Genomic DNA, 24,858 nt, shown 5'->3' on the forward strand with positions numbered 1-24,858 from the left:
TGCCTGCTCAGGCTTCCGGGCACCGGTCGTCGGCCGGCTCAATCAGCTGGGGTCCGTTGTTCCGCACAGAGTTCACTTCGCTGGAGACGATCCTCGGGGTGAGCACCGGATCGGGAATCGTGTCCAGCAGGGCGGCGATGGCTTCGGTGTCGGTGAGTTCCGGATCCAGCCACAGGTCGTAAACATCCGGCGGGACGATCAGCGGAGTTCGGTCATGGATGTGCCCCAGTTCGTCCGCTGCCTCAGTGGTGATGATGGTGACGCTGAGCAGCCACTTGTGTTCGTGGTCCTCCGGGAGGCTGGGATCGGGCCAGAATTCGTACAGTCCGGCGAATGCGATCGGCTCCGGCGTGGTGGGATGCAGGTACGTCGGGATCTTGCCGTCCTCGGTTTTTTCCCACTCGTAGTAACCGTCTGCCGGAACAAGGGCCCGCCGTTTGACGGCGGCTTTCCGGAACGCAGGCTTCTCCAGGACGGTCTCCCGCCGCGCATTGATCAGCCGCGAACCGATTTTGGGGTCTTTGGCCCAGACCGGAACCAGTCCCCACTTGGCCGTTGCCAGCCTGCGGACCGTGCCGTCCCCGGCACGGCGTTCGGTGATAATCCGCACATCATCCGTTGGGGCGACGTTCCAGGAGGCTTCAACTTCCTTCCCCACCACCTGGTCCGCAGCGAAGGAAGACACCAGGTCCGACGTTGCCCTGGCCATCACGTATCGTCCGCACATGGAAGGCATTCTGCCCCAAATCGACCACGGAACCCAGTGCCGAGGCTGCCCCTTGCACACAGCTCACACGCAACTCACCACTCCTGGGATTCGAACATATGTTCTACTTAAGTCATGGACCCTCAGGCTGCGGCGCGGTTGGCAGCCAGGTATGCCAGGCGCGCCGAACCCATCGGATTAACCCCCGAAGAACTTGATTTTGACCACTTTCCGGTCACCACGTCCATGCCCGCAATTCCCGTCTGGGCATGGATCCGCTTTCCCGGCTGCGCAGAGCTGGTCAAGGGCGAGACCAGCACCTGGTCGGCCAAGGCCGTGCAGGTGATGTGGGAAGACGCCGGCATCCGGCGCTCCACCTGGGTCTGGGCCTCGGCGGTTTCCCGGCGGTCCACGGACGCCGGCCGCAGCCCGCTCGTCGACCGCACCCCGCCAGGAGGCCGGCCCAGGAAAGAGTAAGAATGAAAGGGTCAGGTTTTTTCGGTTTCCCAGAAAGGTCCAGCGCACGTGTTTGCCCCGTGCACCTGCATCCGGACTGCCGATTCAGCCACGGGCAGGATCGACATCGAAGTCTATGACCCGTTCTGCCGCCAGCGGATGCACCGCATTAGCGGCTCCACCCTCCGCGAGCCCAGTTACAACATTCCGCACTAAGGCCCTCCGGAACGGTCATCCTTCCATGGCGGCGATCTGCAGAAGGTTGCCGCAGGTGTCGGAAAACACCGCCGTCGTCACCGGCCCCATCTGGACCGGCGGCTGCGTGAACTCCACCCCCAGGGCAAGCAGCCGCTCATACTCGGCCTGCACATCGACAACCCCGAAGGAATTGAAGGGGATCCCGTCGCGGAGCAGTGCTTCCTTGAAGGGGCCAACCGCCGGGTGGGAGCTTGGCTCCAGCAGCAGTTCGACGCCGCCATCCTCTCCGGCGTTGCCGACGGTGATCCAGCGGGCATCCCCTGCCGGCTCGTCCGAACGCTTCTCGAATCCGAGGACCCTGGTGTAGAAATCCAGCGCCTTCTCCTGGTCATCAACGAAGATGCTTGCCACGGTGATTCTCATGCTGGTGTCGCCCTTGCCTGTCAGGGAAATGAATGGTGCGGCCGCGGCGAGAATAGACATCCAGTCAGTTGCGCGCAAGGGTGCGGCGAAAAACCGCCCCCTGCCCTGCACGCCGCTAGGACTGGACGTGGTTGCGGCGGTTGCGGTGTTCCAGCAGCAGCCTGGCACCGTTGAGGATCAGGCTTTCCACCGGTACTCCCTGTTCTTCAGCCAACTCTTCCAGCTCCCGCCCGAGCTTCCGCGGGATGTACACCTCGACATTCATGGGTTAAACGGTATCGCCCGCAGCGGCCCGCCAAGACCACGCCCCTGCAGCCGGAGTTCAGTCCGGGCGCCGGCCGGACTGTCCCGCCGGCACGCCGCGGAGGAGGACCGGAGCCTCGGCGTCGTTGTTGTCGATCACGATGTCCGCGGCGGACCGCGGGTCGCACGCCGAAAGGTAGAGCCGCTGTCCCTGTACGTAGCGGTGGTTTCCGGCCGCCTCCGAGTCGGGATCGGACCCGTCGCGCAGTTCCATGCGCCGGTACGATGTCTCGAAGGACACATCCAGGAACAACGAGGCATCCCAGATCTCCGCCAGTTCCGGGCGGTGGAGGAAGATCCCGTCCACCAGAACGAAGGCCCGCCCGGGAACCTGCAGTTCCGGCCCCTCAATCAGCACGTCTGAGCCCAGGTCGTGGCTCGCAGTGCGGCAGCGTCCCGAGCCGCCGGGCCGGAGCGGGTCGATGGCCAGGCGGCGGAACGCCCCATAGTCGTAGGAATCCAGCCAGAATCCCTCCGGGGAATCCGGACCCCGGCGGTAGCGTTCGGCGCGCACCCGGTGGAACCCGTCGATCGATACCCTTGCGGCCGGGCCGGGCAGGACACCGGCGAGCGCATCAGCAAAGGTGGTTTTTCCGGATCCGTCCACACCGTCGACCGCGACGAACACACGCCGGCCCAGTGCCGCCGGATCAGGGAGCATGTCCGCGACCTTCCGCAGCACCGCCCGCTTTCGCCATCCCGTTTCCATACCCCGAGACCCTACTGCAGCACCCGGCCTGCACGGTGCTAGGCTTGGAGGGATCGAACGTATGTTCTAACGCAGCGGAGGGCTGGAAGATGCCGGTTTTCTCGGGGAACACTCCCGGCGCTTCCGCGGGCTCCCGCCCGCAGGGCCCGTCCAGTGCGGACGCCGCCTCCGGGTTTCCCAGCCCGTCCCGGGACTATTTCGACGGCCGGATCGACCTGAACCGCCACCTGATCCGTGACGTGACCTCCACCTACATCGTCCGGGTCTCCGGCGATTCCATGTCCGGAACCGGGATCAGCGACGGCGATGAACTGATCGTTGACCGGTCGCTGACACCGCGCGACGGGTCGGTGGTCGTCGCCGTCCTCGAGGGTGAACTGGTAGTCCGCAGGCTCCGGCTCACCGGCCGCGGCATCGTACTGGCCGCAGAGCATCCGGGCTATGAGGACGTCCTGGTCCCGGATCCGGATGAGCTGTCCGTCTGGGGCGTAGTGACACGCTGCCTGCACCATGTCTGACTCCGGCGTCCCGGCGGCCGGCAGCCGGCAGCAGCGGATTGCCCTGGTGGATGTGAACAGCTTCTACGTCTCCTGCGAGCGCGCCTTCGATCCGCGTCTAGAAGGCATACCCGTCGTCGTGCTGTCCAACAACGACGGCTGTGTGGTGGCCCGCTCGGACGAAGCCAAGACGCTGGGCATCAAGACCGGGGAGCCGTGGTTCAAGCTGGCGGAGGCAGCTCCGCACCTGGGGCTGGTCCAGCGCTCCAGCAACTATGAGCTCTACGGGGACCTGAGTTCACGGGTCATGGAGCTGCTGGGCCGCTTCGCCCTGTGGCAGGAGGTCTACTCGATCGACGAGTCGTTCCTGGGACTCGCGGGCACGCCCGGGGAACTGGATGAACAGGGCACCCGGATCCGTGCCGCCGTCGCCCGCCATACCGGGCTTCCGGTGTGCGTCGGGATTGGGACCACCAAAACGCTGGCGAAGTTCGCCAACCGGATCGCGAAGCAGAACCGGCATCTGGACGGGGTCTGCAACCTCGAGACCATGGATCCGGCGGCGGTCCAGACCATCATGTCCCGCGTGCCGGTGACCGGGCTATGGGGCGTGGGCGCGAAGCTGGGCCGGCGTCTTGAGGCCATGGGGATCCGCACCGTCGCCGACCTGAAGGCAGCCGATCCGGCGGTGATCCGCAGCCGCTTCTCGGTGACCCTCCAGCGGACCGTACTGGAACTCAACGGCACACCCTGCCTGCCATTGGAGGAGGAACGCGCGGACCGGCAGCAGCTGATCTTCTCCCGCAGCTTCTCGGTCCCCGTGACCACCGCAGCGCAGATGCGGCAGGTGATGAGCATCTACGCCCAGCAGGCCGCCTCACGGCTGCAGCGCGAACACCAGCAGGCCCGGGTGCTCACCGCCTATGCCGGGACCTCGCACTTCAGCCACAAAGCGGCGTCGTTCCCCTCCGTGACGCTGAAACTGCAGAACCCCACGTCCGATCCGGTGGTGCTGACCCGTGCCGCGGTGGGGGCACTCGAAGACCACATTGTGGAAGGTATCCCCTACACCAAGGCGGGAGTAATGCTCACCGGCCTGTCCGACGCCGGAGCGCAGCCGGTCTTTGATGCGTTCGTCCCGGCCCAGGAACACCGCCACCTCGGGGAGCTGCTGGGCAGGGTGGCCGACAAATACGGTTCGGCGAGCATCGGGCTGGGCGTGGCCGGAATGCCCAGCGCCCGTCCGGAATGGACCATGTCCCGGAAGTTCTCCTCCCCGCGCTACACCACGGCCTGGGATGAACTGCCTGTCGTTAAGGCCCGTTAGAAGCTTTCCACATGGGTAGATGTCCCCATGGACGCAACCCGGACGGTTCCCTAGGGTGTACCGCATGGGGGAAAACAGGTGGGACATCCAGGTCCAGGGCGTACGGTCCTTGCTGCACGACTGCTCGGGGCTGGTAGCCGAGTGCGAACCCGCCAAGGACGCAGCACAGGAGGCGCTGAATGCCCTGGAAACAGCGCTCGCATCCTGTCCGGAAGTTGCCGACGCCGTAGACCGGCTGCGGTTCGACGTCCTCGCCAATGACATGACCGACATTCTGGTGCGCTGCAACAACGCCGTCCAGGGCACACTCGAGAGCGTGAACGCGTACGAAGCCGGCGACCGGGAAATGGCTGATAACGCCCGGAAAGCCGCCTCCCTTGCTGAATCATCAGCGGCATGGAACGCCCCGGTGCCGGGCGGGGCCGGACGGTGGATGGTCCAGTAATGGGTATTCTGCAGCTCGATCTCTCCGCCACGGCGACGTCGCCGGACCCCGAGGTGCTGGCTGCCCAGGCGCAGTTGCTCCGTTCCGCAGGCAGGGATTTCAAGGACGCAGTCTCGGCTGCGGCAGGCAAATGGACCGCGTTGGAGGGCCTCTACGACACACCCCACAAGTACCTCGTGCTGGGTGCAATGAACACGCCGTCCCGCCAGGCCGGAGTCCTCGCCGAGAACACGGCCGCCGCTGCCGGTGCCCTGGAGGACTTCGCGGAGGCTGTCCAGGCGATGCGCAGGGACCGGGCTGCCCTGCAGCGTGAAATCTCTGCCGCAAATGCCACGCTGCGACAGCTCCTGGCCGACGACACCGGCGGGCATGCATTCCAGGACAAGCTCCTGAACTACCAGTGGGAGTTCCAGGACCGGGTCAACGCCCTTACCGGCAGCTACGAGGAAGCACGGGAGATCTGCACTGCTGCGGTGTCCGGCATTGCCCGCGCCTCCGCAGACGTGCCCTCGCACTACCATGGCGGGGCCCTGGACCTGCAAAGCCATGATGCCGAGCGGCTGCACCGGCAGGCAACGGCTCCGGGCGCCTCGGCGGAGGACGTCCGCAGCTATTACGATTTCCTTGCCGGAATGGATGCCTCGCGGTATGCGGAGTTTGCCGCGGATTACCCGGAGGCGGCCGTCTATCCCCCGCGGCTTGGCCTTGCGGCAGAACAGCAGGCGGAGTTCTGGCACTCACTGACCCAAGGACAGCAGGAGTCGCTGGTCAAGCATCTGCCCGCCCTGGCCGGCAACACCGAAGGTGTTCCGTACGCCGTGCGGGCGGCAGCCAACGCCGCCGTGCTCGCCATGGTCCTGAAACCCTCATGGCGGGCGACGGATGAGCAGCGGGAGTCGTATAAGAGCATCCAGAACTCGATCAAGAAAAAGGACAACAAGGACCCGACGGGACTCAGCCTCATCGCGTTCGACCCGGCCGAGCCTCCGCTCGCCGCCGTGGCGGTGGGCAATATGGATACTGCTGCCAGCGTGAGCATCAATGTGTCGGGGATGGGAAGTTCCACCAGGGATATGGACGACGCCGTCTGGGCGGCCAACAACCTCCACGAGGCACAGAAGGCCTTCACCTCAGACCATGCCGTCGTTGCCTGGATTGGCTACGATTCACCGGACATGCCGCCTTCCACGCAGGTTCTCCTTTCCGACAAGGCACGAATTGGCGGGGACAAACTGGCAACCGTGATCGACGGGGTTTACAACACCCGTGCCGGGGACGTCCCCCGGGTCAGCATCACCGCACACTCCTACGGCACCACCACGGCGGCCTTCGCACTCAGCCAAACGGTCCACACCGTGGACACGGTGGTGTTTTTCGGCTCCGCGGGGATCGACCCCGAAGCCGCCAGGACGGCTGCCGACCTGAACGCCCGGGAGGTCTACGCCACGCAGGGAAAGGCGGACGTCGTCGCCCCCGGCGGTATCCTCGGCTCACATTTTGGCGACCCCCGCCTGAGTCCAACCGCCGAGTCCTGGGGATCGCGTGTCTTCAGTTCCGAAGAGCAGCACCTGGGAGGCGAGGAACGAAGCGGCAACGGCGGGCACTCCCTCGAGGGCACCGAGGACGGCGCCGGCCTGACGGAAACCGAGCGGGGCCGCGGGTACCTGGACTACGGGACGGCGAGCCTGTGGTCCATCGCCGCGGCGAGCGCCGGCGATGGAGACTTGCTCACTCTTTCCGATCAGTCCCTCACGGATGAGCAGATAGAAAACGCCAAAGCCCGCGCGGCAGACATCTACTATGGTCCTGGCCGGGCCGTGGATGCCGCCCAGCTTGCCGGGGCAGCCGCCGTGGACCGGCTCCAGGGCGTCAATGACGCAGCAGGCGATGCGCTGCAGGGCGCTGCCGCCCTCGGCGCGGACCTGCTGCAGGAGCACTATCTGCCGGATGTGGGGCCCTACGAGCATCCGCTTGATCCGCTGGTGGACGGCATCCAGCGTCATGTGGGCGCCGGGTTCGACAGGGGGCAGCAATCCTTCAACGACCTCGTCGACGAAGCACAGACTATGTTTGACTCAGCTATAGATACCAACCAGAAAGCGGCAGATGACTACTTCAAGAGGCAGTGGCTCGTGCTGGAGTTTACGGCGGGGACGCTGGTTAGGTATTTCGGCAGCCACTAGCGCGGGGCTTGCTGTCCTCTTGACCCTTTCCTCATGTGCCCAGGGAGATCCGATGAACTCTTCAACCGCTGATGCAGCCACCGGAAGCAGCACTTCCGAAACCGGCGGCCTTTCCGGGTCCGGTTCAAACCGCGCTGCCGCCGTGATCTACGACGACGTCATAGAGATGGCAGCGGGTGCCACCAAGGCGTCAGGGACCGCGGGGTGGACGTATGAAGACGGGTCCGCCTGGGATCCGGCTGCTCCGGACATCGTGTTCAATCCCAGTCCATGCCCCGGCCCCTCCGGTTCGTCGGAGCAGCTGTTCATGCAGTTTGAGCTGCTGGGTCCGGCACCTGCAGATCCGCTGGCAGCCCGGAAGCAGATGCAGGCGTATCTGGAGGAACAGGGATTCCGGATCACCCGGTCGATCGATCCCCCCGAAAGCAGCAATCCCAAGCGGACCTTCATAGTCAGTGCCGAGAGCCCGGACGGCGCCATGATTGATTACGGCGCCAACAGTTCCGAGCAGCTTTTGGGCCTGCGAAGCGAGTGCTCGGATCATCCCTCCCTGACCGGCGAGGTTGGTCCGGAAACCCCGTAGCGGGGACGGCACCGGCACCCGAGGCCTTTTCCGCGCAGACCTGATCTCAGTCGCCCTGGTCAGGTCGGGTTAGCCGCAGCTCTTCGACGTCGAGCCGGGTTTCCAGCAGGCGCAGGACCCGGTCATCAATCCGCCGTTCGTCCCGCAGTTGCAGGACGACGTCCCGTTTGCGTCCCAGCAGCGCCAGCCGCAGCTCCTGCTCCTGGTTTTGCCGCTCCAGCACCGGGGCGCCGTCCGCGGCGTCACCGTCAGCCTGCAGGACTTCAAGATGCTGGCGGTATTCGTGTTCCAGCCGGTCCGCAACCGCCCTGTCCGTTCCCAGCTCCGCCGCCAGCCCCGGAAGGGCAAGCAGTCCGTCCTCCGTGGCACGGATCTCGGCCAGCCTGCGTTCGGCCTGAAGCACGCTGTCCTGCGGCAGGTGCGCCCAGCGGGCAACGAGCGGCAGAAGCGGGCCCTGGACCGTCAGCGTGACCACGATAACTCCTGCCGCGACGAAAATGATTAATCCCCGATCAGGAAACGGCGTCCCTGCCGCCGTGTGCAGTGGAACTCCAAGCGCCGCGGCGAGGGACACGGCGCCGCGGAAACCCGCCATCCCGCTCACGACCCGGGAGCGGTTGCTGACCCGGCGCCTGCGCTGGGACGGTCTGCGGTCCAGGAACCGGATGAGGTAGGTAGTCCCAAACAGATAAGCGAGCCGGATGGCCACCAGCACCACGGACACCACGGCAACAGCCAGGACCCCGAGGGCGATCTGCCCGCCGCTGAGGATCCGGATCGCGGCGTGCAGTTCCAGCCCGATGAGGACGAAGAGCGCCCCGTTGAGCATAAAGGTGGAGAACGTCCAGAACGATCGGGATTGCCGCCTGGCAAGGGCCGAGGTCACACGCGAGCCGGTCTGGCTCATGATCAGGCCCGCCGCCACCACCGCCAGCACCCCGGATCCGCCGATCCCCTCAGCGAGCAGGAAAGCGGCAAACGGCGTCAGGAAGGTCACCACGTTGTTCAGCAGCGGATCGGTGACACGTTTCCGCAGCCGGATCCCGGCCCAGGCAATAACCAGTCCCGCGGCAACTCCTCCCGCATAGGCCAGGGCCAGCAGGCCGGAAATGGACAACGGGGTGTAGCCGCCGTCGCCCGCCACGATCCCCACCGCCACCGCGTACAGGACCAGGGCTGTGCCGTCATTGACCAGGCTCTCGGCCCGGAGCAGCGTGACGTCCCGGTGCGGCAGCATCCTCGCCATCGCCGAAACCGCCGTGGCATCGGTAGGAGCCAGCGCGGCTCCCAGGACCCACGCGGGACCCCACGGCATTCCGAGCGCATGTGCGGCGCCGGCAACCCCGGCGGCTGTCACCACCACCAGCCCGGTGCCCATCAGGATGATGCCGCGCTGGTTGCTGCGGATTTCCCGGAGCGAGGTAGTCAGGCTTTCCCAGTACAGCAGGGCCGGCAGGAACACCAGCAGCACAATCTCGGAGGGCAGTTCCACCTGCCGAAAGGCGGGAATGAGTCCCAGCAGCAAACCGCTGCCCAGCAGCAGCAGCGGAGCCCCAATCCGCACCCGCGGCGCGGCCAGGTTGCACGCGAGGATAGCCACCCCAAGGGCCACTACAAGTTCCAAACCGAGCACGGGTCACCTCCGCCGTATCCTCCGCCACCACGGCGCCGGCGGCCCGGTGTCCGGCTCCGGCGGCCGGGCTGCCTCCCGGCGTTCACGCCAGCGTTGAACCTCCAGCTCGACGTCCCGCAGCGGGGTGATGACCGGCGGTCCGCCCAGCAGCTGCCGCCGTGCCTCGACGATCCGCCGGTTGAAGTCCTCAACGGCCTCCCGCACCCGCGCGGCTGAAGGAATTCCGTCCAGCACACCGTCGAGTTCCGCATCCTCCACTCGAAGCAGCAGGGCAGGCGGGCCCAGGCCACTGATGTTCTCGCGTTCGATCAGGCCCTTGACCCACCAGTCGGGATCATTGGCCTCACCCAGGTTGGGGATGGGTTTACCCGCGTACTGCAGGTTGTCGAAGTCACCGCGCATCATCGCATCCCGGATCAGGTAATCCGCCTTGCTGGCCGGATCAACCAGTTCCTTCCTGCGCCGCAGCTCCGCCTCGCCGGCAGTTTCTTCCTCCTGCTGTTCAGGAAGTCCTGTCGCCCGTATTCTCGCTGCCAGTTCCATCCGGCGCCGGTAGGCGTCGGCCCCGCGGTTTCCCATTGCTGTTTTCCTCCCGGACACAAAGGGCTAGCGGTCGATCGTCTTCTCCAGTTCTTCAGGGTAGCGGGCGCCTTCGATCGGAATCCGGGCGGCCGCATCGTCAATGGCTTTGAGATCATCCGCGCTCAGGGTCACGCTCGTTGCCCCGAGGTTCTCATCCAGCCGCTCGAGCTTCCGTGTGCCGGGAATCGGCACGATCCACGGTTTCTGGGCCAACAGCCAGGCGAGGGCAATCTGGGCGGGTGACGCGTCCTTTGCCGCCCCGATGGCTTCCAGCAGGTCAACCATGGCCTGGTTGGCTTCCCGTGCCGCAGGCGTGAACCGGGGCAGCCCGCCCCTCATGTCTCCGGCAGCGAACTCGGTCGACGGCGTGATCTTCCCGGTCAGGAAGCCGCGCCCCAACGGGCTGAAGGGCACAAAGCCGATGCCCAGCTCCTGGCATGCGGGCAGCACATGCTCCTCCGGCTCACGCCACCAGAGGGAGTATTCGCTCTGGACTGCTGTCACCGGCTGGACGGCGTTCGCGGCGCGGATGGTTGCTTCCGACGCCTCGGAGAGACCAAAGTGCTTGACCTTCCCTTCGGTGATCAGGTCCTTCACGGTGCCTGCCACGTCCTCGATGGGAACGTTGGGGTCAACCCGGTGCTGGTACAGCAGGTCTATTGATTCGACGCCGAGCCGGCGCAGGGAGCCGTCCACTGCTTCGCGGATGTGCCTGGGGCGGCTGTCCAATCCCACCTGGCGGCCGTCTGCGTTGATCTTGAAGCCAAACTTGGTGGCGATAACCACCCTTCCGCGGTAGGGCGCCAGCGCTTCACCGACGAGTGCTTCGTTCGTGAACGGCCCGTATACCTCGGCGGTGTCGAAAAAGGTCACTCCGCGGTCCACGGCAGTGCGGATCTGGTTAATGGCGTCTTCTGTGGTTCCGCCGGGACCGTACCCCTGGCTGAAGCCCATGCATCCCAGCCCCAGTTCGGATACCTTGAGTCCCGCCATCCCCAGTTCGCGCGTCTTCATGCGATTCTCCCGTCGAAGCTTGCTGAGGCTCTTACTGCCCGGAAAACGACGCCGGCTTTCCGGCTGGGGCACTCCGCGGTTGCCCGTTGCATCCAACCCTGCGCGTACGGGTACTGGCCCGTCAACCGCCCGGGAGTTCCTGCCGGAATACCGGGACCCCCGCTTCAGTCGACCTGCAGCTTCGATCCGCCCGTCAGCTGCAGCAGCTCCACTGCGTCCGTGCGGAAAACGGAGTATGGGGTGCCGGCGGAGACCCAGACGTCATCGTACTTTTCCAGGTCCCGGTCAACGACCGTTTCCAAGGGCTGCGGATGCCCGACCGGAGCCACTCCCCCGATCACCTGGCCTGTGGCGGCACGCACCTGCTCAGGGGCGGCACGTTTGATGACGGCCTTGCCAAGCCGGTCTGCCAGTGCAGCCGTGTCCACGCGGTGCGCCCCGCTGGTGATGACCAGCAGGGGTTCGCCGTCGGCCATAAAGACCAGGCTGTTGCCAATGGCGCCGACGTCGCAGCCCAGCGTCGCGGCGGCTTCCGCGGCCGTCCGCGCGGATCCGTCCAGTTCCAGGACAACGGCGGAGGAACCGAGCTCTGACAAAAGGCTTTGAACCTTGGCGGCAGCTGGAGGCAGAAGGGTCATACAGCCGAGATTAGCAAGCTCAGGACCGGCGGATGTCCTCCGGATTCGGCCCGCCCCGGATCCCCGTGTCCAGGGCGCTGATGTCCGACAGCTCGGCATTGGTCAGGTAAAAATCGAAGATGTCGATATTCTCGGCGATGCGCTTGGGGCTGACCGACTTGGGAATCGCGCACAGGCCCTGCTGGATATCCCAGCGCAGGATGATCTGTGCGGGAGTCTTGCTGTACTTGGCGGCCAGGGCGGTGATGAGCGGATCCCGCAGCGGGTCCTTCACATTTCCGCTCTTGGCCGCGTAGCGGTTGACTCCGCCGATCGGCGACCAGGCCTGGGTCAGTATGCCGTTCTCAAGATTGAAGGCGCGCAGCTCGGGTTCGGTGAAGTAGGGGTGGACCTCTATCTGGTTGACGGCCGGGACCACGTCGGTGCGGGCCAGCAGCTCAGCGAGCTGGGCTGTTCCGAAGTTGCTGACTCCGATAGCCCGTACCCGGCCCTGCTCATACAACGTCTGCAGGGCCTGGTAGGAAGCGACGGTGGCGTCGAAGTCGGACGGGAGCGGCTGATGCAGCAGGTACAGATCCAGCGTGTCGAGCCCCACCTTGGCCATGCTCGTGTCGAACGCCCGAAGCGCCGAATCGTACCCGTAATCATCGATCCACAGCTTGGTCGTGATGAAAAGCCGGGCCCGGTCGACACCGGACTGGCTCAGTGCCGAGCCAACTTCCGTCTCGTTTCCATAGGCGGCGGCAGTGTCGATCAGCCGGTACCCGTTGGCCAGCGCAGTCTCAACGGCCACCGTAGTCTGCGCGGGCGGGTTGCGGTACACGCCAAACCCCAGGGCGGGAATCGTCACTCCGTTGTTGAGGGTCAGCATCGGCATGATGGCGTCCATGGGCATCTCCGGATCGCATGAGTGTCTTCTCCCTTCAGGGTCCCGCAGTCCGGGCCCGCTGCACAGTACTGCCGCCTGTCCGGCCGGCACGCGGGTGCTGATTACCTTCGCGGGGGGACGGTGCACGGCCCGGGAAGCTGACAGCACGCACTTCCGGGCATTGTGCAGTGCTCCCGCATCAGTCCAGACTGGGCTGACGGCCGTGTCCGGTATGCAGGTTTCGGCCGTTTCATGTGAACACGTCCGGCACCACCCCAGCAGAAGCGGAGCGAACCATGGCAGCAGAAGTACTCGTCATCATTGGCACGGGCGGCATGGGCCAGGCTGTGCTGCGCCGCAGCGGAGCCGGACGGAAAGTCCTCCTCGCGGATTTCAACGAAGCCCTCCTCGAGGACGCGGTAAACATCGGCATGGCGGAAGGGTACGACGTCGTGTCCCAGGCAGTGGACGTCTCCTCCCGGAATTCGGTGGCAGCGCTGGCTGCAGCCGCCCGCGAACTGGGCGCGGTCACCGCCGTCGTACATACCGCCGGCCTCTCCCCCGCCCAGGCTCCCGTCCAGGCGATCTGGGCCGTAGACCTGTTCGGCGTTGCGGTGGTGCTGGAGGAATTCGAGAAGGTCATCGCGCCCGGTGGCGCCGGCGTCATCATTTCCAGCATGTCTGCCTACATGGCCGGCGGAAACATCCCGGACGACGCGCTCGCCGAACTGGCAGCCAAACCGGCCGATGACCTGCTGGGACTGCCGTTCGTCACATCGATCGACAACCCGGGCTTCGCCTACAGCGCCGCGAAGCGTGCCAACCAGGTCCGGGTGCAGGCAGCCAGCCTCCGCTGGGGAGCGCGCGGGGCACGGGTTAACAGCATTAGTCCCGGCGTGATTTCGACGGCGATGGGCCAGCAGGAACTCGCGGGCGAATCGGGTGCCCAGATGCGGGCGATGATCGAAGGATCGGGAACGGGCCGGGTCGGCACGCCCGGTGACATCGCCAATGCCACAGCCTTCCTGCTCAGCAGCGACGCTTCCTTCGTCACCGGAGTAGATTTGCTGGTCGACGGCGGCGTCGTAGCTGCACTCGACTCCGGTCAGCGGGCACGGTCGGCGGGGTAGCCGGGAGCGGCCGGAAGGCCGGCGTACTGTTCCAGGGTCTGGGCGGACCCGGTCAGGGTGGCTGCGAGTTCAGGGCCGACGTAGCGCAGGTGCCAGGGCTCATAGCCAAAGCCTGTGGTTGCTTCAGCTCCTGCGGGGTACCGGATGATGAAGCCGTACCGGTGCGCGTTGGCAGCAGCCCAGGCGCCGGCAGGTGTCGCCTCGAAACAGGGCTCCAATGAGCAGGCGCCGTCCGGATTGCCGATGTCCACCGCCAGCCCGGTCTGGTGCTCGCTGTAGCCCGGCCGGGCCGAAATCGACTCGGCGGCCTGCTGGCCGTAGGTGTTGGAATAGGAGCTGTGCAGCTGGGTCTGGGCGTCCGCTGTCCGGAAGCCGCTGACGGCAACCAGGCCCACGCCGGCTGCAGCGGCGTCGGCGTTCATCTGCAGGTACGCGGCGGCCGCCTCTGCCCGCAGCTGCACTCCCCCAATGTCGGCCAGGTCCTGCGGAACATAGGCGGGGTCGGCCAGCGGACGGTGCTTGTTCACGATGACGCTCGTGCTGTCCGGCGAATCGAAATCAGGCCCGGCGGCGACTTGGGCGGCAGCTTCCTGAGCGCGGGACTCAAACCAGGACAGGTACCCGAGCAGGCACAGGCAAACACAGCCAATCAAGGCGATGTGTATGTTGACGTGCTGGCGCGGCATGCTCATTCCTCCACCGCAACTTTCCCATAACCGCTGCCCGCGGAACAGCAGCGACGCGAATAAGCGTCCACGTCCCCGGCACACGGCCGCGGTTCAGCCCGGGGCTAGCGCGGGCCGGTGACACTCACATACCGGCCGCCGAGCTGGTAGGCCAGGTCTTTCATGTCCTTTTCGCTGGGCGCTTCGGCACCGTTCTGCAGGACGAAAACGTGCCAGTTGCTGCCCTCGCCGAAGCCTGGCGGCACGTTTTCACCGCCGGCCGTCAGCATGCCCGACACTTTCTCCCGGTCTTCGGCATTGGAGAAGCGGACAAGCTGAAGCGCTTCGGTGCACATGGCGTACTCGGGGAGGTATCCGTCGAAGGAGATGGTGACCGGCTCCTGTTCCGTGTCCGGGTCACATCCGTAAAGGCCGTTCACAGCGGCGGACAGTTCGTCCACGGATTCAAAACTGGAAAGCTCCGTGGCCGGCGGCGGTTCTTCGGCAGCTGTGGCGGCACAGCCGGAGAGCAGACCTCCGGTGATCAGCGCTGCTCCTGTGATCAGCGCTGTTCGCGCAATGCCCGCCGATGCGCCCCGTGTCCGCTTCAACCTGCCCATGTGTCCATTCCCCCCGGTTACCGACGTACGTCCGACGAAAAGCTTACGGCCTCCGGTGGAGTTCCGGCGGAGCCGCCGATCAGCTGTCCGTTCACGGGGTCTTGCCGGTTCGTGCCGAGAATCCGCTCCGCAGCACGGTGCCCCGAGCACAGGGCAGCGTTCACGGTTGCGGGGTCAGCTTCCCAGGTCGCTTCGCCGGCCAGATGAAGCACTCCGTCGATGGGCGTTGCGATGCGGCTGTGATCCTCTCCGGTGCACCCCCGCGTCATGTAGGCGTACGCCCCGCCGGCGAACTCGTCGCCCTGCCAGTCCGTGATCCTGGCGTGCACCGGATCGGGGATCCGCGCGCCGTAGATTTCCCGCAGGGATGCCATGACGGACTCCACCACGCGTTCATCGGACCACCCGCGGATCGCCTGCGCGCACTCCCCGGCAGCGAACGTCAGCAGCGTCGGCTCGCCCTGCAGGCCGGTGAGGTCGTACCAGGAATGCCACCACTTCGCGGCTTCGCCCTGGCGGCGGATCGCATAGACGTCTTCGTCCCAGAAACGCTCGGGAAAGTGCAGGAAGATTTTCTCGAAGGCGTTCATCCGGAACCGGGTGATCGCACCGGCAACCGTCTGCGGCAGCGGCGGATCGAACGTCAGGCGCCCGGACTGGAGGACACCGACCGGGACCGTCACCACCGCTTGCGCCGCGGTGAAGAGGCCACGGTCCGTCTCCACGACGACGCCGCTCTCTACCCCTGCGGCTCCGGCCCGCGCAACCGTGGTCACCACGTGCTCAAGCCGCACATCAATTCCCGCGGCAAGATTCGACGCCAGCTGGTCATAACCCTCCGGAAAGACCACCTCGTCGCCGATGATGACTTCATCCTCCAGGCCACGTGCGTCCAGCAGGCGGGAGTCGGCACCGTATTGCTCTTCGCTGCGGTGGTCGAGGTACTCCACGACGCGTGCCGCCCGTTCCGTATCCCAGCCTTCAGCTGCCGCTGCATCGCTGACGGCGATCCGCGCCGCCTCAGCGTAGCTGGCACCCGGTTCCATCGCCCCGATGACAGCGGACAACCGTCCTTCAACGCTCGCTGCGTCGGCGATGAACCGCTCGGCAGCACGCTCCGGCAGGCGCGCACCATCGGGGCTGTAGTAGGCGATGGGCCGGCCGCCGGCCTGGTAACTGCCCACCGTGAATTCAACGTCCGGCATACCAAAAGAGCGCGTCAGCGAGTGCAGCGGACCGCCGTCGATCCCGTGAATCCAGGAGGCCCCGAGGTCAGTGACACGGCCGTTCAGGCGCTCGGTGTGCACGCGGCCTCCGATGCGTTCCCGTGCCTCCAGCACCACGACCTTCTTGCCTGCGGCCGCAAGCACCCGGGCAGCGCTGAGGCCCGACACTCCGGCGCCCACCACGATGGTGTCGAACTCTTCCGTACGGATGTCCACGCTCAACTCGCTTTTCAGATCATGGGAAACCTTCTGGATCTTCACACTAGCGGGACGCCGTGAAGCCTGTTTGCTCCCTGTCATCTCCGTTGCCGTCCGGCTTCACAAAGCCGCAGAAAGAACCCGTTTCCCACGGTTCACCGGACTTGGCGCGCGGGACCTGTCGTCCTCGGCATACCGTCATTCGTGCGAGGCTGGATCCATGGACCTTTTGGTATCGCCGGAGCTGACGATTCCCGCCGCGGAACTCCAGTGGCGGTTCTCCCGTTCGTCCGGCCCGGGCGGCCAGCACGTTAACACCACGGACAGCCGCGTGGCCCTGTCCTGGGACGTTGCCGGCTCAGCGGCGCTGTCCGAAGACGAGCGTGGGAGGCTGCTCCGGCGCCTGAAAGGCCGCCTGGTCGCCGGAGCGCTGGTTGTTACAGCTTCCGAACAGCGTTCCCAGCTCCGTAACCGGGAGATCGCCCTTGCAAAGCTGGCGGCTATGGTCGCGGACGCGCTCGCCCCCGGCCCTGCCGCGCGCCGCCGGACCAAACCGACCCGCGGCTCCAATTTTCGGCGCCTGGATGCAAAGAAGCTGCGGTCAGCAACGAAGCAGCAGCGGCAAAAGCCTTCGAGGGACTAGCGCCTTCCCCGCTCCGAAGCAGACGTCCGTGCCAGCGTCCTCATCCGGGTGCCCCAAGCGGAAGCATCCGGGCCATTGCCCGCAGCGGGCATCCTGTGCTCCAATCGGGTCACGGATAACGACGCCCATCCCTCCCGCCAGCTCCCGCTGATGAAAGGAAGGCAGCCGTGGAAACGAGCCATTACCTCGCCCTCCTGCGCGGCATCAACGTGGGCGGGCGGAACAAGGTACCCATGAAGACGCTCAAGGAGCATCTGGAGGACCTGGGCTACGAGCAGGTGGTGACCTACATTGCCAGCGGCAATGTGCTGCTCGAATCAGCCGATCCTGCTGAGCAGGTCGGCAGGGACATCGAAGCCGCCCTCACGGGCAGCTTCGACCTCGACGATGAACTCATCAAGGTTTTGGTGCTCAGCCGCAGCCAGCTGCAGCACGTCATCGACAACAAGCCCGCGAACTTCGGCGAGCATCCGGGCAGGTACCACAGCGACGCAATCTTCCTGATGGGCATTGATGCAGAGGAAGCCATGAGCGCGTTCAATCCGCGTGAGGGTGTCGATCGGATCTGGCCGGGCGACGGCGTCGTCTACTCCCAGCGCCTCAGCGCCGAACGCACCAAGAGCCGCCTGAGCGCCATCGCGTCCTCGCCGCTGTACAAGTCGATGACCATCCGCAGCTGGAACACGACGCAGAAGCTGTGGAACCTGTTCCAGGACTGACCTCGTTAAAGACCGCAGCACCGGACCTGCTGGTCCGGTGCTGCGGAAATATTGCGGTTGTAGCCAGGGACTAGAAGTCCCAGTCGTCGTCCTCGGTGTTCACGGCCTTGCCGATCACATAGGAGGAGCCGGACCCCGAGAAGAAGTCGTGGTTCTCGTCAGCGTTCGGCGACAGGGCCGAAAGGATCGCTGGATTCACGTCCGTCAGGGTGGACGGGAACATGGCTTCGTAGCCCAGGTTCATCAGCGCCTTGTTGGCGTTGTAGTGCAGGAACTTCTTGACGTCCTCAGCCAGCCCGACGCCGTCGTACAGGTCATGCGTGTACTGGACTTCGTTTTCGTAGAGCTCGTACATCAGCTCGTACGTGTAGTCCTTCAGCTCCTGGCGGCGTTCCTCGGAAACCGTCTCCAGGCCACGCTGGAACTTGTAGCCGATGTAGTAGCCGTGCACGGCTTCGTCACGGATGATCAGGCGGATCAGGTCAGCCGTGTTTGTCAGCTTGGCCCGGGAAGACCAGTACATCGGCAGGTAGAAGCCGGAGTAGAAGAGGAAGGACTCCAGCAGGGTGGAGGCCACCTTGCGCTTCAGGGGATCATCGCCGCGGTAGTAGTCCGTGACGATGTGAGCTTTCTTCTGCAGGTTCTCGTTCTCCGTGGACCAGCGGAAGGCCTCGTCGATTTCCTTCGTGGAAGCCAGCGTGGAGAAGATCGAGGAGTAGCTCTTGGCGTGGACGGACTCCATGAACGCAATGTTCGTGTAAACCGCTTCCTCGTGCGGGGTGAGCGCATCCGGAATCAGCGAGACGGCACCAACGGTGGCCTGCACGGTATCCAGCAGGGTCAGGCCGGTGAAGACGCGCATGGTCAGCTGCTGCTCTTCCGGGGTGAGCGTGTTCCACGACTGGACGTCGTTGGACAGCGGCACCTTCTCAGGCAGCCAGAAGTTGTTTACCAGGCGGTTCCAGACTTCTACGTCCTTGTCGTCCTGGATGCGGTTCCAGTTGATCGCCTGCACGTGGTCGATCAGCTTGAGCTTCTCGGTCATTGATAATTCCTTGTCTGAAGTGGATGAAGGGGGAAGCGGCCTACAGCATGCAGGAAACGCAGCCCTCAACTTCGGTGCCTTCCAGGGCGAGCTGGCGCAGGCGGATGTAGTAGATGGTCTTGATGCCCTTGCGCCAGGCGTAGATCTGCGCCTTGTTGATGTCACGCGTGGTGGCGGTGTCCTTGAAGAACAGCGTCAGGGACAGGCCCTGGTCCACGTGCTGCGTGGCAGCGGCATAGGTGTCAATGATCTTCTCGTAGCCGATTTCGTACGCATCCTGGTAGAACTCCAGGTTGTCGTTGGTCAGGTACGGAGCCGGGTAGTACACGCGGCCCAGCTTGCCTTCCTTGCGGATCTCGATCTTCGACGCCACCGGGTGGATGGAGGAGGTGGAGTTGTTGATGTAGGAGATCGAACCGGTCGGCGGGACAGCCTGCAGGTTCTGGTTGTAGATGCCGTGGGCCATGACCGAGTCGCGCAGCGCAGCCCAGTCTTCCCGGGTCGGGATGTGTACGTTCTCGAAGAGCTCGCGTACCCGTTCGGTCTGAGGCACCCAGTCCTGGTTTACGTACTTCTCGAAGTACTCGCCCGAGGCGTACTTGGACTTCTCGAACCCGGCGAACGTGCGGCCGGTTTCGATGGCCAGCAGGTTCGACGCCCGCACGGCGTGGTAGACCACCGTGTAGAAGTAGATGTTCGTGAAGTCGATGCCCTCTTCGGAGCCGTAGTGGACCCGCTCGCGGGCCAGGTAGCCGTGCAGGTTCATCTGGCCCAGGCCAATGGCGTGGGACTGGTCGTTGCCCTTGGCGATGGACGGAACCGAACCGATGTGGCTCATGTCCGACACGGCGGTCAGGGCACGGATCGCCGTCTCGATGGTCCGGCCGAAGTCCGGGGAATCCATGGTCTTCGCGATGTTCAGCGAACCCAGGTTGCAGGAGATGTCCTTACCGGTCTGGTCGTAGGACAGGTCATCGTTGTACGTGGTGGGCTGGGAAACCTGGAGGATTTCCGAGCACAGGTTGGACATGATGATCTTGCCGTCAATCGGGTTTTCCCGGTTCACGGTGTCTTCGAACATGATGTACGGGTAACCGGATTCGAACTGGATCTCTGCGAGGGTCTGGAAGAACTCGCGGGCCTTGATCTTGGTCTTCTTGATCCGGGAGTCATCGACCATCTCGTAGTACTTCTCGGTAACCGAGACGTCGGAGAACGGCATGCCGTAAACCTTTTCGACGTCGTACGGGGAGAAGAGGTACATGTCTTCGTCGCGCTTGGCGAGTTCGAAGGTGATGTCCGGAATCACGACGCCGAGGGAGAGGGTCTTGATGCGGATCTTCTCGTCCGCGTTTTCCCGCTTGGTGTCCAGGAACCGGTTGATGTCCGGGTGGTGGGCGTGCAGGTACACGGCACCGGCGCCCTGGCGGGCTCCGAGCTGGTTGGCGTAGGAGAAGGAATCTTCGAGCAGCTTCATCACGGGGATGACGCCGGAGGACTGGTTCTCGATCTGCTTGATCGGCGCGCCGACCTCGCGGATGTTGGTCAGCGCGAAGGCAACGCCGCCGCCGCGCTTGGAGAGCTGCAGGGCCGAGTTGATGGAACGGCCGATCGACTCCATGTTGTCTTCGATGCGCAGCAGGAAGCAGGAGACGAGCTCGCCGCGCTGCTTCTTGCCGGCGTTCAGGAACGTGGGGGTCGCCGGCTGGAAGCGGCCCTCGATGATCTCGTCAACCATCTGCTCGGCCAGCTTCTCGTCGCCGCGGGCCAGGTGCAGGGCAACCATGCAGACACGGTCTTCGTAGCGCTCGAGATAGCGCTTGCCGTCGAACGTCTTGAGCGTGTACGAGGTGTAGAACTTGAAAGCACCAAGGAAGGTTTCGAAGCGGAACTTCTTCTTGTACGCGCGCTGGTAGAGCTCACGGATGAAGTTCATCGTGTACTGGTCCAGCGTCTCGCGCTCGTAGTAGTCGTTCTTGACCAGGTAGTCCAGCTTCTCTTCCAGGTCGTGGAAGAACACGGTGTTGTTGTTCACGTGCTGGAGGAAGTACTGGCGCGCAGCCGCACGATCGGCGTCGAACTGGATTTCGCCGTTCTTGCCGTAGAGATTCAGCATGGCGTTCAGCTCGTGATAGCCAAGCCCCTTATAGGCCTCCGGCAGCTCCTTGGAGTCCGTCATGCCGGCTTCTGCGACTGATGTGTCCAAAACTCTTCCAATCCTTGGTTTACCGTGGCGACGTCCTCCGACGTGCCCATGAGTTCAAATCTATAGAGAACGGGGACCTTGCATTTGGCGGCGATGATGTCCGCCGCCAGGCAGTAGTTCTCCCCGAAGTTTGTATTTCCTGCGCCGATGACTCCGCGGATCAAAGACCGGTTGGACTCAACGTTCAGGAACTTGATGACCTGCTTTGGCACGGCGCCTTTGGCTGCGGCGCCGGGCTGGCCGGCGGTTCCGCCGTAGGTCGGCAGGACCAGTACGTAGGGCCGCTGTGCCAGCAGTGTGGGGGCACTGGTGAGCAGCGGGATCTGTCCTGCCTCGCGGCCGAGCTTGTCCACGAACCGTCCGGTGTAGCCCGAGGCGGAGGTGAAGTACACCAGGTCTGCGGCTGTGACGGGGTTTTGGCTATCGTCAGATGGCCGGCGGTGTTCGTCTTCCAACGAACCTGCCTGCGGCATCGCGATTCCCAAAGTCATGGCGTCCTGCTTCTGTGACTGCGGTGCTTGCTGATGGTGTGGATGCACTTCGTCGGTCCCGACGGCGGTGCGGCGGATGTCCGCCTGGGTTTGGTCCGGTCCGGGGGTAATCCCCGGATGGGACGCTTCTTCCGAAGTCCCTGCCGGCTAGGCGACGGAAGTAACGCTGGCCTGTGCCAGCTCTTCGATCTTGTCCGGGCGGAAGCCGGACCAGGAGTCCTGGTCCGTCACGACTACCGGAGCCTGCATGAAGCCCAGGGAACGCACGCGCTCAAGGGCCTCGGGGTCCTGGGACATGTCCACGCTCTGGTACGCGATGCCCTTCTTATCGAGGGCGCGGTACGTGGCGTTGCACTGTACGCAAGAAGGCTTGGTGTAAACCGTGACGGTCATGGTGGTCTCCCCTAGGTGAAGCTTGAAGTCTGTCCATTGATACTACATCCGGCCACTACATCTAGTGCGCCGCCACGGACCCTACCCCAAGATGATGTATTACAAGTATGTCATTCGACACGTCCGTCGTCCACAGTTTCTGCACAGGGCCAGCCGGGAGTTTGCGTGCATTTCCGCTCTGGAACAGGTGGTTCTCCACAGCCTGTGGAGACCGGATGCACAGCCTGTGAGGCGGCGTGAATAACTGCGTGTCGCTCCTGTTGGGCGTGTCGCACGTAGTGCCTGCTACCACTAGATATTGTGGTCGACGGCGATTCAGGGCACCAAGGAGAGGAAAGGACAGCCACATATGGTCAATCCCGTCCATCTCAAGACTCTGCTGGAAGTCATCCGCTCAGGATCCTTCGCGGCGGCGGCCCTGCACCTGGGCTACACCGCTTCCGCGGTCTCCCAGCAGATGTCCGCCCTGGAACGCGAAACCGGCACCACCCTCTTCGAGCGGTCCGCGCGGGCAGCCGTCCCCACGGAAGCCGCCGTCGTGATGTCCCGCCATGCCGCCAAGGTCCTCACGGACATGGACGCACTGCTGGCAGCTGCCGCCCGGGCCGAGGCCGGAACCGAACACGAGCTGCGCCTGGGCATCTTCCCCAGCCTGGCCACGTTCGCGCTTCCCCGCCTGGTGGGCTCACCGGGCTGGCGGGATGTGGGAATCAACCTGAAGGTCTTCGTTGCCGAGCCGGGGCAGACCACCCAGGGGCTGCGCGCAGGCGGGGAACTCGACGTCGCCCTGGTGTTCCAGGTGGGCCAGGGCGGGCTGGCGTGGCCCGCGACCGTCACCCGGCAGTGGCTCGGGGATGACAACTTCCGGGTGGTCCTGCCTGAACAGTGGGGCATCCGCCCGGGGTCCAGGGTCAGCGCCGAACAGCTTTCGGACATGCCCTGGATCATGCATCATCCCGGGACTCCTGATGCCTTGGTCATCGAGCGCCTGTTTGCCAGCTGCAGCCTCCATCCCCGGGTCGCCGCCTATTGCGATGACTTCAACGCCTCCCTGGAAATGGCAGCTGCCGGAATGGGTGCCGCCCTGGTGCCCGAGCTGGCGATGCGCGGCAGCAGCCGCGGCGTCGTCGTCCTTGACGTGCCCGAAATCCGCCTGGCCCGCAGCATCTTCGCCCTGCTGATCAACGACAGGCAGCTTCCCCGGACCCGGGTGTTCCTGGACCGGCTGGCCGAGGTCCTGCAGGAAATCAGCATTTCCCCCGGCGCCGCGGACGCCTAGCACCTGCCCGCTGGCCGGTTCGGCCGCCAAGGTGCCGCACATCGCAAAAATCGACGCCCCGCCAGGCCACGCGGCATACTTGCCGAATGGCACTGCGAGGGAAAAAACTGCCCACACCGTCCGCCGCAGCAGTTTCCAACCGGCTCACCGGCATGCTGCGCTACACCCGCGTCCAGCTTGCGTTCAAAGCCGCACTGGCGGTGGCAATTGCCTGGAGTGTGGCACCCCTGGTTCCCGGAGTGGCCTCACAGTATCCCTACTACGCTCCACTGGGAGCGCTGGTCTGCATGTATCCCACAGTCGCGGGCAGCGTACGGGCGGGCCTGCAAACCCTAGCCGGACTCCTGATTGGCATCGGACTGGCCCTGATCGCCCTCCTCTTCGGCGGTCCGACAGTCTGGACCATCGCGCTGATCGTTGGACTCGGTGTCCTTCTGGCCGGAATCCCCCGCCTTGGTGCCGGGCGCGATTACCTGCCGGTGGCCGCCTTGTTTGTCCTGGTGCTGGGCGGCGACGATGCTGACGGATACTCCTACGGTTATGCCGTTCAAATGGGTGTGGGAGTCCTGATCGGGCTGGCGGTAAACGCCGTTGTGTTCCCTCCCCTCCACCTCAACGGCGCCGTGGACGGACTGGCGGCGCTGCGGCTGAACCTCGCCAGGCAGCTGCGTGAGATGGGAACAGCGGTCGGAGAAAGCTGGCCGCCGGAGCATGAGGACTGGTCCAGCCGGCGCACGGAGCTCATTTCCTTTAGCCGTGAGGTACGCGAAGCGGTCCAGCTGGCGGATTCCGGCAGGCAGGGCAACCTGCGCCGCAGGCGCCACCAGCGGGACCTCAGTGCTGACTTCCGCGCCCTGCGCGCCATGGAGCGGGTGACCCTCTATGTGGAGGACATGACCGAGGTCCTCGCCACTGCCATCTGGAGTACTCCAGAGGAAACACCTGTCAGCCACGAGGTAGCCGGCTCGCTGGAGCGTGCCATGCTTGCCACTGCCGAAGCCGTTGAAACCTGGGACGACCAGACGGACGAATATTCAGAGGCCGTAGCGGCGGTGCAGGACCTCGTACGGCAAGTTAACAGCTCAGCGTCCCCGGACAGTCCGGTGGATGCCCCCGCTTCGCTGGCGATGAGCCTTCGCAGGGTCCTGCGAACGGTCCGCACCGAGGACGACCAGCCCTAAACTTCCTCCGGCCCTGCGGAGGTTTCCAAGTGCCTGCCCTCCAGCAGCCGTCCCCGGAGGCTGATGCTCAGCACGGTGCAGGCCAGTCCGGCCAGGATGGCAGAGCCGAAGGCAAACAGGGACGCCGGATTACCCTCTCCGACCACATAGTGCAGATGGCCTGCCAGGAGCAGTGCCAGCACCGTGGCTGTTCCGCTTGCCGCAGCCATGACGGCAGTCCGCGTTACCGCGGCAGCTGTGTACAGCCTGCCGCGGGACGCCAGCCCAGCCAGGCTCCACGCGGCGGCCACTGCAACCTGCATGCAGACAAAACCGGCGCTGACGACTGTCAGATATGGAGGCAACAGGTAGGCGTACTCGGGAAACTCATCAGCCAGCTCTCCGCCGATGAACGGCACTCCCATCGTTTGCAGCAGCAGAACAAAGAGGAAGACGGCGGGCAGCAGGACCCTGCGGAAGACGGGCAGCCAAGGATTCATGCGTTGATTATCGATCAA

28 protein-coding genes are annotated in these 24,858 nt (G+C 64.8%); 11 read left to right on the plus strand and 17 right to left on the minus strand.

Annotated features, from left to right (window positions below; all coding sequences use genetic code 11):
• Positions 1-7: 7 nt before the first annotated feature.
• Complete coding sequence (locus NF551_RS09610; protein ID WP_227895646.1) at positions 8-727, minus strand: SOS response-associated peptidase; 720 nt, start codon at positions 725-727, stop codon at positions 8-10.
• A 114-nt stretch (positions 728-841) separates the two neighbouring features.
• Between NF551_RS09610 and NF551_RS09615 the strand changes: the two genes are divergently transcribed.
• The gene (locus tag NF551_RS09615) at positions 842-1,183 is read left to right on the plus strand and encodes a hypothetical protein (protein WP_227895645.1); all 342 of its coding nucleotides are present in this window, start codon (positions 842-844) and stop codon (positions 1,181-1,183) included.
• A 210-nt stretch (positions 1,184-1,393) separates the two neighbouring features.
• Here the strand turns inward: NF551_RS09615 and NF551_RS09620 are convergent, their stop codons facing one another.
• The 3 genes from NF551_RS09620 to NF551_RS09630 are packed head-to-tail and all read right to left on the minus strand — an operon-like array spanning position 1,394 to position 2,795.
• On the minus strand, positions 1,394-1,843 hold the full coding sequence (locus tag NF551_RS09620) for a VOC family protein (RefSeq protein WP_423721632.1): 450 nt from the start codon (positions 1,841-1,843) through the stop codon (positions 1,394-1,396).
• 55 nt (positions 1,844-1,898) lie between these two features.
• Entirely contained in the window at positions 1,899-2,048 is a 150-nt protein-coding gene (locus NF551_RS09625) for a hypothetical protein (RefSeq protein ID WP_227895644.1), read from the minus strand.
• A gap of 57 nt (positions 2,049-2,105) precedes the next feature.
• The gene (locus NF551_RS09630) at positions 2,106-2,795 is read right to left on the minus strand and encodes a nucleoside/nucleotide kinase family protein (protein WP_227895643.1); all 690 of its coding nucleotides are present in this window, start codon (positions 2,793-2,795) and stop codon (positions 2,106-2,108) included.
• Between the two features lie 89 nt (positions 2,796-2,884).
• On the opposite strand from NF551_RS09630, the gene NF551_RS09635 reads away from it, so the two are divergent.
• From NF551_RS09635 to NF551_RS09655, 5 genes are all read left to right on the plus strand, one after another.
• Positions 2,885-3,313: a LexA family protein gene (locus NF551_RS09635; protein WP_227895642.1), complete on the plus strand. Its 429-nt coding sequence runs from the start codon at positions 2,885-2,887 to the stop codon at positions 3,311-3,313.
• On the plus strand, positions 3,306-4,619 hold the full coding sequence (locus NF551_RS09640; RefSeq protein ID WP_227895641.1) for a Y-family DNA polymerase: 1,314 nt from the start codon (positions 3,306-3,308) through the stop codon (positions 4,617-4,619). The genes NF551_RS09635 and NF551_RS09640 overlap by 8 nt, the downstream gene beginning before the upstream one ends.
• 64 nt (positions 4,620-4,683) lie before the next feature.
• Positions 4,684-5,064, plus strand: coding sequence for a DUF6507 family protein (locus tag NF551_RS09645; RefSeq protein ID WP_227895640.1), 381 nt, complete (start codon positions 4,684-4,686; stop codon positions 5,062-5,064).
• A complete protein-coding gene (locus NF551_RS09650) occupies positions 5,064-7,247 on the plus strand; it encodes an alpha/beta hydrolase (RefSeq protein WP_227895639.1) in 2,184 nt (727 codons plus the stop codon). Before NF551_RS09645 ends, NF551_RS09650 begins: the two co-directional genes overlap by 1 nt.
• A 52-nt stretch (positions 7,248-7,299) precedes the next feature.
• Positions 7,300-7,830: a hypothetical protein gene (locus NF551_RS09655; protein WP_227895638.1), complete on the plus strand. Its 531-nt coding sequence runs from the start codon at positions 7,300-7,302 to the stop codon at positions 7,828-7,830.
• Between the two features lie 46 nt (positions 7,831-7,876).
• Here the strand turns inward: NF551_RS09655 and NF551_RS09660 are convergent, their stop codons facing one another.
• The 5 genes from NF551_RS09660 to NF551_RS09680 all read right to left on the minus strand — a co-directional run bounded on the left by NF551_RS09660 (position 7,877) and on the right by NF551_RS09680 (position 12,586).
• A complete protein-coding gene (locus NF551_RS09660; protein WP_227895637.1) occupies positions 7,877-9,463 on the minus strand; it encodes a Na+/H+ antiporter in 1,587 nt (528 codons plus the stop codon).
• A 3-nt stretch (positions 9,464-9,466) separates the two neighbouring features.
• Positions 9,467-10,042 (minus strand): DnaJ family domain-containing protein, encoded by a 576-nt coding sequence (locus NF551_RS09665; protein WP_227895636.1) that lies wholly within the window; start codon positions 10,040-10,042, stop codon positions 9,467-9,469.
• A 27-nt stretch (positions 10,043-10,069) separates the two neighbouring features.
• A complete protein-coding gene (locus tag NF551_RS09670) occupies positions 10,070-11,059 on the minus strand; it encodes an aldo/keto reductase (protein WP_227895635.1) in 990 nt (329 codons plus the stop codon).
• 164 nt (positions 11,060-11,223) lie between these two features.
• Positions 11,224-11,697: a YbaK/EbsC family protein gene (locus NF551_RS09675; protein ID WP_227895634.1), complete on the minus strand. Its 474-nt coding sequence runs from the start codon at positions 11,695-11,697 to the stop codon at positions 11,224-11,226.
• Between the two features lie 19 nt (positions 11,698-11,716).
• Entirely contained in the window at positions 11,717-12,586 is an 870-nt protein-coding gene (locus tag NF551_RS09680; RefSeq protein WP_341482264.1) for an aldo/keto reductase, read from the minus strand.
• A gap of 275 nt (positions 12,587-12,861) precedes the next feature.
• Here NF551_RS09680 and NF551_RS09685 point away from each other — a divergent pair, with 275 nt between their 5' ends.
• Entirely contained in the window at positions 12,862-13,695 is an 834-nt protein-coding gene (locus NF551_RS09685; protein WP_227895632.1) for an SDR family oxidoreductase, read from the plus strand.
• Here NF551_RS09685 and NF551_RS09690 read toward each other — a convergent pair.
• The 3 genes from NF551_RS09690 to NF551_RS09700 all read right to left on the minus strand — a co-directional run bounded on the left by NF551_RS09690 (position 13,671) and on the right by NF551_RS09700 (position 16,422).
• Positions 13,671-14,381 (minus strand): M15 family metallopeptidase, encoded by a 711-nt coding sequence (locus NF551_RS09690; RefSeq protein ID WP_227895631.1) that lies wholly within the window; start codon positions 14,379-14,381, stop codon positions 13,671-13,673. The genes NF551_RS09685 and NF551_RS09690 overlap by 25 nt on opposite strands.
• A 104-nt stretch (positions 14,382-14,485) precedes the next feature.
• Positions 14,486-14,980, minus strand: a complete 495-nt coding sequence (locus NF551_RS09695) for a hypothetical protein (RefSeq protein WP_227895630.1) — start codon at positions 14,978-14,980, stop codon at positions 14,486-14,488.
• A gap of 17 nt (positions 14,981-14,997) precedes the next feature.
• The gene (locus NF551_RS09700; RefSeq protein ID WP_341482263.1) at positions 14,998-16,422 is read right to left on the minus strand and encodes a flavin monoamine oxidase family protein; all 1,425 of its coding nucleotides are present in this window, start codon (positions 16,420-16,422) and stop codon (positions 14,998-15,000) included.
• 202 nt (positions 16,423-16,624) lie between these two features.
• Here NF551_RS09700 and arfB point away from each other — a divergent pair, with 202 nt between their 5' ends.
• Entirely contained in the window at positions 16,625-17,047 is a 423-nt protein-coding gene (gene arfB, locus NF551_RS09705) for an alternative ribosome rescue aminoacyl-tRNA hydrolase ArfB (protein ID WP_227895629.1), read from the plus strand.
• Between the two features lie 167 nt (positions 17,048-17,214).
• Positions 17,215-17,766 (plus strand): DUF1697 domain-containing protein, encoded by a 552-nt coding sequence (locus NF551_RS09710; protein WP_227895628.1) that lies wholly within the window; start codon positions 17,215-17,217, stop codon positions 17,764-17,766.
• A 70-nt stretch (positions 17,767-17,836) separates the two neighbouring features.
• Here the strand turns inward: NF551_RS09710 and nrdF are convergent, their stop codons facing one another.
• From nrdF to nrdH, 4 genes are all read right to left on the minus strand, one after another.
• Positions 17,837-18,811, minus strand: coding sequence for a class 1b ribonucleoside-diphosphate reductase subunit beta (nrdF, locus tag NF551_RS09715; protein ID WP_227895627.1), 975 nt, complete (start codon positions 18,809-18,811; stop codon positions 17,837-17,839).
• Positions 18,812-18,851: 40 nt separating this feature from the next.
• Positions 18,852-20,990, minus strand: a complete 2,139-nt coding sequence (gene nrdE / locus NF551_RS09720) for a class 1b ribonucleoside-diphosphate reductase subunit alpha (RefSeq protein WP_227895751.1) — start codon at positions 20,988-20,990, stop codon at positions 18,852-18,854.
• The gene (gene nrdI, locus NF551_RS09725) at positions 20,987-21,508 is read right to left on the minus strand and encodes a class Ib ribonucleoside-diphosphate reductase assembly flavoprotein NrdI (protein WP_423721624.1); all 522 of its coding nucleotides are present in this window, start codon (positions 21,506-21,508) and stop codon (positions 20,987-20,989) included. The genes nrdE and nrdI overlap by 4 nt, the downstream gene beginning before the upstream one ends.
• Before the next feature lie 147 nt (positions 21,509-21,655).
• Complete coding sequence (nrdH, locus tag NF551_RS09730; protein WP_227895626.1) at positions 21,656-21,901, minus strand: glutaredoxin-like protein NrdH; 246 nt, start codon at positions 21,899-21,901, stop codon at positions 21,656-21,658.
• Between the two features lie 349 nt (positions 21,902-22,250).
• Between nrdH and NF551_RS09735 the strand changes: the two genes are divergently transcribed.
• Together NF551_RS09735 and NF551_RS09740 are read left to right on the plus strand one after the other, a co-directional pair.
• Positions 22,251-23,180 (plus strand): LysR family transcriptional regulator, encoded by a 930-nt coding sequence (locus tag NF551_RS09735; RefSeq protein ID WP_227895625.1) that lies wholly within the window; start codon positions 22,251-22,253, stop codon positions 23,178-23,180.
• A gap of 86 nt (positions 23,181-23,266) precedes the next feature.
• Positions 23,267-24,361 carry an FUSC family protein gene (locus NF551_RS09740; protein ID WP_227895624.1) on the plus strand — a complete coding sequence of 365 codons (1,095 nt, stop codon included), beginning with the start codon at positions 23,267-23,269 and terminating at the stop codon, positions 24,359-24,361.
• On the opposite strand, the gene NF551_RS09745 is transcribed toward NF551_RS09740, so the two are convergent.
• Positions 24,358-24,840, minus strand: a complete 483-nt coding sequence (locus tag NF551_RS09745; protein ID WP_227895623.1) for a DUF2975 domain-containing protein — start codon at positions 24,838-24,840, stop codon at positions 24,358-24,360. The two genes, NF551_RS09740 and NF551_RS09745, sit on opposite strands and share 4 nt — an antisense overlap.
• Positions 24,841-24,858: the final 18 nt, after the last annotated feature.

The sequence above is a fragment of the Arthrobacter caoxuetaonis genome, assembly GCF_023921125.1.
Taxonomy (GTDB): Bacteria; Actinomycetota; Actinomycetes; order Actinomycetales; family Micrococcaceae; genus Arthrobacter_B; species Arthrobacter_B caoxuetaonis.